Raw genomic sequence first — 7525 nt, 5'->3', positions numbered from 1 at the left:
GGCGCTTCTTCGGGCGTTGCCGCGGCCAGCGGCCAGCGCAGCTCAACCCGCATCGGCAGCGGGCGGTGCGGCGCGCGGCGCGCGCACGGCGCCCTTGACCATGTCGAAGCGGAACAGCCGGCACTCGATCGGGCCGTTCCACATCGGCACGCGGCGCGATTCCTTGAGGCGCATCTTGCCGGGCAGCTTGAGGTCGGGCGTGAGCATCCAGGCCTGCCAGCCGGCGTAGTTTTTCTTCCAGTGCGCGGCCAGCTGGCTGAAGAACTCGCCGCCGTCCTCGGTCTGCGCGGCCTCGCGGCCCACGGTGCCGGCGCGCGCGCGTTCGGCGGCATTGCTGCCGGCCGTGCCGGCGGCGGCAATGCGCTCGCCGTAGGGCGGATTGAGCAGCATCACGCCCGGCGTCTCGCTGGGCGGCATGCGCTGCAAGGCATCGCCGCCGCGCAGCTGCACGGCGCCGGCCACGCCCGCGCGCTCGGCGTTGCGCTGCGCGAAGTCGACCATGCGGTGCGCCACATCGCTGCCAAAAATGGGCACAGGGCTTTCCTGTTCTTCACTTTCAGCTTCGTTTTTTATAGCACTCCAGACATGGGCCTGGAACGGCAGCAGCTTCTCGAAGGCAAAGCGCCGGCGCTGGCCGGGCGCGATGCGGCAGGCGATCTGCGCCGCCTCGATGGCAATGGTGCCGCTGCCGCAGCAGGGGTCGTACAGCGGCAGGGGCGTGTCGCCATGCGGGTCCCAACCGCTGGCCGCGATCATCGCGGCGGCCAGGGTTTCCTTGAGCGGCGCGTCGCCTTTGTCTTCGCGCCAGCCGCGCTTGAACAGCGGCTCGCCCGAGGTGTCGATGTACACGGTGGCGTGCTCGGTCGTCAGGTGCAGGTGCACGCGCACGTCGGGCCACTGGGTGTTGACGTCGGGGCGCACGCCGCTCTTGGCGCGGAAGCGGTCGGCCACGGCGTCCTTGATGCGCAGACCGGCAAAGTTCAGGCTGGTCAGCGGGCTGTGCTGGGCCGTCACCTCGACCTTGAAGGTCTGGCGCGGGGTGAACCAGATCTCCCAGGCCACGCCGCTGGCGATCTCGTAGAGGTCGTTTTCCGAGCGGTAGGGCTGGTGGGCCAGTTGCACCAGCACGCGCTGGGTCAGGCGGCTGTGCAGGTTGAGCAGCAGCGCATCGCGCCACGAGGCGCGCAGCAGCACGCCGCCGCGCCCGGTCAGCAGGTCGTTGCCCGTGAGGCCCGTGGTCTGGTGCACCTCGTCGGCCAAAAAGCCCTCGACGCCGGCGGCGCAGGGCAGGAAAAGTTGCAGTTGATTCATAGCGGTGAGAGGATAAAGCCTGCCGGGCACGGTGCCGGTGGCAGAGGTCCAGGATCAGAAGGGCTGGCACGGCAAAAGGCCGAGGCACCGGGCGAGCGGCAGTCACAAAATCTTGCAGAAGCCCATTTGGACTTTCGATATTCTTAAATGCTTGCCCTTAGGAAGACCAGAATCCATGACTGCTGCCAATCTGAAGGTGGGATTCGTTCTTCTGTCTCACTCAAGAAACCCGCAGCCAAGCACCAGGATCGCCGTCCTGAATATGTTGCCCGCCTTGCGCGAGGCAGGCATTGAGGCGGAACTGGTTTTTGATCCGGAGCAGTCCAGCGAAACGCCGGATTTGGGCCACCTTGCGCAACGCCTCATCAACGCAAGATTTGATGTTATCTATTTCCAGAAGGTGCGCGGCGAAAGCGCAGAACGTTGTGCGCGCGCGTTGAAAAAGGCCGGCATCGCGACCATCTACGGCGTTTGCGATCTGGTCGACGCCGACATGGCAATGGCAACCAATATGACCTTGGTCGTTTCGGAATTCCTCAAGAGCCTCTATCCCCCGGCCCTTCAGCCCAAGATTCACGTCGTGCACGATGGCATCGAGAAACCGTCGGTGGTGAAGGCCGATGTCGCGGCGCATACAGGCTCCAGGAGCAAGCCCATCCGCGCTGTACTGGTGACCTCGTCGAGTTTGACATCGCTGCCGGTCTTGGCACAACCGCCTAACTGGCTTGAAGTCACCATCGTCGGGAAATACCCGCCGAGAGGTGCAACGGCGCAGAAACTTCGCGAGGCGCGTTGGGCGTTTCTGAAAATGAGCAGCGCGAATGAACGCCTCGCCTACCTTCGGTTCTTGGTGAATGCTCGAATCAAGACCCAAATGTGGCAGGCCGAGAGCGTTTATGCCGCCCTTCAATGTGCTGACATCGGCATCATTCCGGTTGAACCTTCCGCCCAGCTGGTGAAGGGAACCCACGTGCCGGTATGGAAAGTGAAGTCGGAAAATCGGTTGACACTGAAAATGTCGGTAGGGCTGCCGGTCATCGCCACCCCCATACCATCGTACGAACCGATCATCGAATCCGGAGTGAATGCGTTTTTTGCAGACACGCGCCGCGATTGGATCCGATGTCTTGAAATCTTGCGCGATCCCGCGGTGCGAAGATCGGTGGGAGCAAAAGCGCGGACATCGGTTGTTGATCGATTTTCACAAACGCAGCAGGCGCGGCTGTTGGTTGCTGCTCTGAGAGCCGTTTCTGAATCGCGCGGAGTTTTTGCTGAGCTCCAGCCGATTTAACCTTCGGCTGGCACGAAAACCGCAAGGCAATGACGTCAGGGCCATCCATGGAGAGAAACTGATGCACGCTGAAGATCGCCAAGCCTCCTACACCTCGGTACGCGCCGACATCGTCGAGCTGGTTCCCCACACGGCTGACCATGTGCTGGATGTAGGCTGCAGCAATGGGGCCCTTGGAAATGCCTTGAAGGACTTGAAGCCCGGGCGCACAGTCTGCGGAATTGAGTTTGACAAGGACTTCGCCAACGATGCGGCCCGTTATCTGGATGCAGTGGCAAATGAAGACCTGAACGTCATGGACTGGCAGGTGGTATTGCCCGGGCGCAGCTTCGACTGCCTGGTATTCGCGGATGTCCTCGAGCACCTTGTCGAACCGCAGCATTGCCTGAACGCGTCGCTGCAGCGCTTGAAACCCGGTGGCACGGTGATCGTCAGTTTTCCCAACGTGCGCCACTGTTCATCGTTTTTCGCCATCTTTATACGAGGACGTTTTCCTCGCCGCGACCGCGGCATCTTCGACGCGACGCATTTGCGGTGGTTTACCGTCTCAGACGGTCAGGCGCTTCTGCAGGGGTGCGGTTTGACGGTAACTTCAATGTCCCTGACCTTGCGTTGGGGCGACCGGGGCGGTGGATTGGTCAACAAGGCATTGGGCCGATTACCCAAAGCGGTGCAACATTGGGGGCCTATTCGTGAGTTTCTAGGCTACCAAATCTGCTTCAGAGCAGCCGTCCATTGAGGCCCGATCCAGCTCGGCGCGATACGCAACGCGTGCCTGCCTTGTGGATGATGTGCTGGGCACGCGCAGCCAGCTCACCTTCAGTAGGGCCTCTTGCCCAGGCGCTCACTGCGGCGGACGAGCGGTTGAACATGGCGGGCGACGCAGCCGCCTAAAGCGCCCGCCTCAGATTGGTCGGCGCGATTTTGAGCGCCTCGCGGTACTTGGCCACCGTGCGGCGCGCGCATTCGATGCCCTGCTCCTTGAGCATGTCGGCCAGCTGACTGTCGGACAGCGGCTTGGCCGGGTCCTCGGCGGCGACGAACTGCTTGATGAGCGCGCGCACGGCCGTGCTCGACGCGTTGCCGCCTGTGTCGGTGCCCAGGCCCGAGCCGAAGAAGAACTTGAGCTCGTACGTGCCCTGCGGCGTGGCCATGTACTTGGCGGTGGTCACGCGGCTGATGGTGGACTCGTGCAGGCCCAGCTCGTCGGCGATGTCGCGCAGCACCAGTGGGCGCATGGCCAGCTCGCCGTGCACGAAGAAGTTCTTCTGCCGCTCGACGATGGCGCGCGAGACGCGCAGGATGGTGTCAAAGCGCTGCTGGATGTTCTTGATGAACCAACGCGCCTCCTGCAGGCGCTGCTGCAGCGCCTGGTGGCCGCCCGCGCCCTTGTGGCCGCGCAGCGCGTTGGCGTAGATGTCGTGCACGCGCAGGCGCGGCATGACGTCGGGGTTGAGCTGCACGGAAAACTGCTGGCCGCCGCGCCCCACGGCGCGCACCAGCACGTCGGGCACGACGGCATGGCGCTCGACGTCGGCAAAGCGCCGCCCCGGCCGGGGCTCGAGCCGCGCGATAAGCGCCATGGCAGCGCGCGTCTGCTCGTCGCTGGCGCCGCAGGCCTGCGCGAGCCGGCGCAGATCGCGGCGCGCCAGCCAGTCGAGCGGCTGCTGGCACGCGCGCAGCGCGGTCTGCACGGTGTCGGCGTCGCAGCCGCCGTCGCGCTGCAGCGCCTTGAGCTGCAGCGTCAGGCATTCGGCCAGGCCGCGCGCGCCCACGCCGGTGGGCTCCAGGCTTTGCAGCAGGTGCAGCGCCACGGTGAAGCGGTGCACCAGCTCCTCACGCTCCTCGGTGGGGGCAGCGCCGGCGAGGCCCGCGGCGAGCTCGTCCAGGGAGTCTTCGAGGTAGCCGTCGTCGCTCAGCGACTCGATCAGGAAGTGCAGCGCGGCGCGGTCGAGCTCGGACAGGCGCAGTGCCAGCGCCTGGCGGTGCAGGAAGTCGGTGAGCGTTTCGTGGCCGCGCGCCAGCTCGGCCGCGTCGGTGTCGTCTTCGCTGCCGTTGGCGTTCTGGCGCGCGGGCGCCTCGCCGCCCCATTCGCTGTCGTCGGGTGCGGTGTCGCTGCTGCCGTCACCGCCCCAGTCGGGGGTGTCTGGCATGCCAGAATCCGCACTATTTTGGCCTTCAGCGCTTTCTGGGCCTGCGCCTGCAGCTCCTGAATACATAGCATACTCGCCCTCCTCCTGGGCCGGCGTGTCGGCCTGGGCCAGGCCGAACTCCTCGCGCGCCGCCTCGTCGGGGTTGCGCTCCAGGAAAGGGTTCTCGTCGAGCATCTGCTCGATCTCGGCGGACAGCTCGAGCGTGGACAGCTGCAAGAGCCGGATCGACTGCTGCAGCTGGGGCGTGAGCGCCAGGTGCTGCGAGACCCGCAGTGACAGGCTGGGTTTCATGGGCGGCCTCCACGCCGCGGGCGCTGCGGGAAGGCCATGGGCTTACATCCGGAAATGCTCGCCCAGGTACACCCGGCGCACCTCGGCGTTGTCGACGATTTCGGACGGCGTGCCCTGGGCCAGCACGCGGCCGTCGCTGATGATGAAGGCGTGGTCGCAGATGCCCAGCGTCTCGCGGACGTTGTGGTCGGTGATGAGCACGCCGATGCCGCGCGCCTTCAGGAAGCCGATGATGCGCTGGATCTCGATCACGGCGATCGGGTCGATGCCCGCAAAGGGCTCGTCGAGCAAGATGAAGCGCGGCTGCGTGGCCAGAGCGCGCGCGATCTCGACGCGCCGGCGCTCGCCGCCCGACAGCGCCAGCGCCGGCGAGTCGCTCAGGTGCTCCACGCGCAGCTCCTGCAGCAGGGCCCCCAGGCGCTCTTCGATCACGGCCTTGGACAAGGGCTTGCCGTGCTCATCGCGCTGCAGCTCGAGCACGGCGCGCACGTTCTCCTGCACCGTGAGCTTGCGGAAGATCGACGCTTCCTGCGGCAGGTAGGACAGTCCCAGGCGCGAGCGCCGGTGGATCGGCATGTGCGCCACCGACTGGCCATCGATGCGAATGTCGCCGCCGTCGCTGGGCACCAGGCCGACGATCATGTAGAACGAGGTGGTCTTGCCCGCGCCGTTGGGGCCGAGCAGGCCGACGACCTCGCCCTTTTGCACCACCAGCGAGACATCCTTGACGACCTTGCGGCTGCCGTAGGACTTTTGCAGGTGCTGCACTTCCAGGCGGCTGCCCGGTGACGCGGCGCTCATGGCTTGCCGCCGCCGAGCGCGTCGCTGGGGCGCAGCGCGGGGCCCGGCGCACCCGGCGCGGGGGCGGCCGGCGCAGGCGTCTCCTTGGGCGCCAGCACGGCGCGCACGCGCGAGCCCGGAGCCGGCGGCGTGTTCGGGGCAGCCTGCTGGCCGTCGACCGTGAACACGTCGGTGAGGTTGAAGTAGACGATGACCGCGCCCGAGAGCTCGTCGCTCAGGGTGCTGCCGCGGTAGCGGCGCAGCTCGGCGCGGCGCAAGAAACGCACGGTGTCGGCGCGGCCGTTGTATTCAATGACCTCGCCCTCGCCTTCAACGAACTCTTCGGGCGCACCGGGCGCGGTGTCGCGGCGCTGGCGAAAAAACGCGCGCTGCCCGGGCGGCGCTGTCACCACGCCCGACTGGTAGCCTTCGGCGTCCTGGCGCACTTCGAGGCGCGCGCCGCGCAGCACGATGGAGCCCTTGGTCATGACCACGCGGCCCGTGAAGACGCTGGTTTGCTGCAGGTCGTCGTGGCGCAGCGCGTCGGCCTCGATGTTCATGGGCTTGTTGCGGTCGGCCTTTTCGGCATGGACCAGCCCGATGGGGGCGCAGGCCAGGCAGGCCAGAAGGGGGAGCGTGAGCAGGCGTTTCATAGGGCACGAATCTTGCAATGATTGTAGCCATGCACCGGCCAAAAAAAAGCCCGCGGCTGCGGGCTGGCGTTCCATAGGGCGCGGGTGGCGCAAGGCTCAGCCCTTGGCGCTCTGGGCCACGAGGTAAGTAACCACCTGCAACACGGCGCCCATGCTGCCTGCATGGGTGCCATCGGTGTAATAGCGGCCGGCCACGCCCATCGAGGGCACGCCTTCGACGCCATAGGCCTCCTGCAGCTGGCTGGCGCGGCGCACCTGGTTGGAGACGGTGAAGGAGTTGTAGACCTCCTTGAACTTGGCCAGGTCCATGCCGGGCTGCTTGCCGATCCAGGCAAAGATAGCGTCGTCCTTGGCCAGGTTCTGGCGTTCGACGTGGATGGCGCGGAACACGCGCGGGTGCAGCTCGCCGAGCTTGCCCAGGCCTTCGAGCGCGTAATAGAGCTTTTGCTGCGGCACGAAGCTGGCATTGAAGGCCACGGGCACGCGGCGCACGCTGGCGTTCTGCGGTGCGTTCTTGAGCCAGGCGGCGAAGGTCGGCTCGAACTCGTTGCAGTGCGGGCAGCTGTACCAGAAGAACTCGATCACCTCGACCTTGCCGGCGGGTGCCTCGGTGGGTGCGGGCTTGGCCAGCTTGACGTAGTCCTTGCCCTCTTTCGGGGCGAGCTGGGCCAGGGCCGGCAGCGACAGGGTGGACGCAGCCACGGCAGAGGCGGCAGACAGGGAAAACTCACGGCGTTTCATGGAAAGGACACTCCTTGTTCTGGTTGCGGGGGTCTGAGCGGCCACCGCGCGGAAAGTTCAGCGCTGCACGCGCACCAGGGCCGACTCCACGCCAGCGCCATCGAGCTTTTCCTTGAGCTGCTCGGCATCGTCGCGCTTGCCAAACGGACCCACGCGCACGCGGAACACGGTACGGCCATTTTGCTCGCGCTCGCTCACGCGCGCCTCCCAGCCCATCATGGCCAGCTTGGCACGCTGCGCGTCGGCGTCGGACTGGGCGCGGAAGGCGCCTGCCTGCACGAAATAATCGAACGGGTCCACGCTGG

The 7525-nt window shown here is 66.1% G+C and carries 8 protein-coding genes; 2 read left to right on the top strand and 6 right to left on the bottom strand.

Annotation, left to right across the window (positions count from 1 at the left end; all coding sequences use genetic code 11):
* Positions 1-42 precede the first annotated feature (42 nt).
* The gene (locus B2J89_RS01345) at positions 43-1311 is read right to left on the bottom strand and encodes a class I SAM-dependent RNA methyltransferase (RefSeq protein ID WP_169167432.1); all 1269 of its coding nucleotides are present in this window, start codon (positions 1309-1311) and stop codon (positions 43-45) included.
* A 175-nt stretch (positions 1312-1486) separates the two neighbouring features.
* Between B2J89_RS01345 and B2J89_RS01340 the strand changes: the two genes are divergently transcribed.
* Together B2J89_RS01340 and B2J89_RS01335 are read left to right on the top strand one after the other, a co-directional pair.
* Positions 1487-2602 (top strand): hypothetical protein, encoded by a 1116-nt coding sequence (locus B2J89_RS01340; protein ID WP_169167431.1) that lies wholly within the window; start codon positions 1487-1489, stop codon positions 2600-2602.
* Positions 2603-2663: 61 nt separating this feature from the next.
* Positions 2664-3341, top strand: coding sequence for a bifunctional 2-polyprenyl-6-hydroxyphenol methylase/3-demethylubiquinol 3-O-methyltransferase UbiG (locus B2J89_RS01335; RefSeq protein ID WP_169167430.1), 678 nt, complete (start codon positions 2664-2666; stop codon positions 3339-3341).
* Between the two features lie 151 nt (positions 3342-3492).
* Here the strand turns inward: B2J89_RS01335 and B2J89_RS01330 are convergent, their stop codons facing one another.
* The 5 genes from B2J89_RS01330 to B2J89_RS22610 all read right to left on the bottom strand — a co-directional run.
* Positions 3493-5046 (bottom strand): RNA polymerase factor sigma-54, encoded by a 1554-nt coding sequence (locus tag B2J89_RS01330; protein ID WP_169167429.1) that lies wholly within the window; start codon positions 5044-5046, stop codon positions 3493-3495.
* A gap of 42 nt (positions 5047-5088) precedes the next feature.
* Positions 5089-5847, bottom strand: a complete 759-nt coding sequence (gene lptB, locus B2J89_RS01325) for an LPS export ABC transporter ATP-binding protein (protein ID WP_169167428.1) — start codon at positions 5845-5847, stop codon at positions 5089-5091.
* On the bottom strand, positions 5844-6479 hold the full coding sequence (lptA, locus tag B2J89_RS01320) for a lipopolysaccharide transport periplasmic protein LptA (RefSeq protein WP_169167427.1): 636 nt from the start codon (positions 6477-6479) through the stop codon (positions 5844-5846). Before lptA ends, lptB begins: the two co-directional genes overlap by 4 nt.
* A gap of 96 nt (positions 6480-6575) precedes the next feature.
* Entirely contained in the window at positions 6576-7220 is a 645-nt protein-coding gene (locus tag B2J89_RS01315; RefSeq protein WP_169167426.1) for a thiol:disulfide interchange protein DsbA/DsbL, read from the bottom strand.
* Positions 7221-7277: 57 nt separating this feature from the next.
* Positions 7278-7525: SPOR domain-containing protein (locus tag B2J89_RS22610; RefSeq protein WP_240964682.1), on the bottom strand; the 248-nt coding region annotated here is incomplete at its 5' end.

This window comes from Acidovorax sp. SRB_24 (assembly GCF_012931925.1).
Note: the sequence above shows the minus strand (reverse complement) of the source record. Positions and strands in the feature narration are given on the sequence as shown.

What these genes read in the sequence shown, in the direction of transcription:
- B2J89_RS01345 (WP_169167432.1), bottom strand. Translation starts at nt 1,311, where the DNA reads ATGAATCAACTGCAACTTTTCCTGCCCTGCGCCGCCGGCGTCGAGGGC.
- B2J89_RS01340 (WP_169167431.1), top strand. Translation starts at nt 1,487, where the DNA reads ATGACTGCTGCCAATCTGAAGGTGGGATTCGTTCTTCTGTCTCACTCA.
- B2J89_RS01335 (WP_169167430.1), top strand. Translation starts at nt 2,664, where the DNA reads ATGCACGCTGAAGATCGCCAAGCCTCCTACACCTCGGTACGCGCCGAC.
- B2J89_RS01330 (WP_169167429.1), bottom strand. Translation starts at nt 5,046, where the DNA reads ATGAAACCCAGCCTGTCACTGCGGGTCTCGCAGCACCTGGCGCTCACG.
- lptB (WP_169167428.1), bottom strand. Translation starts at nt 5,847, where the DNA reads ATGAGCGCCGCGTCACCGGGCAGCCGCCTGGAAGTGCAGCACCTGCAA.
- lptA (WP_169167427.1), bottom strand. Translation starts at nt 6,479, where the DNA reads ATGAAACGCCTGCTCACGCTCCCCCTTCTGGCCTGCCTGGCCTGCGCC.
- B2J89_RS01315 (WP_169167426.1), bottom strand. Translation starts at nt 7,220, where the DNA reads ATGAAACGCCGTGAGTTTTCCCTGTCTGCCGCCTCTGCCGTGGCTGCG.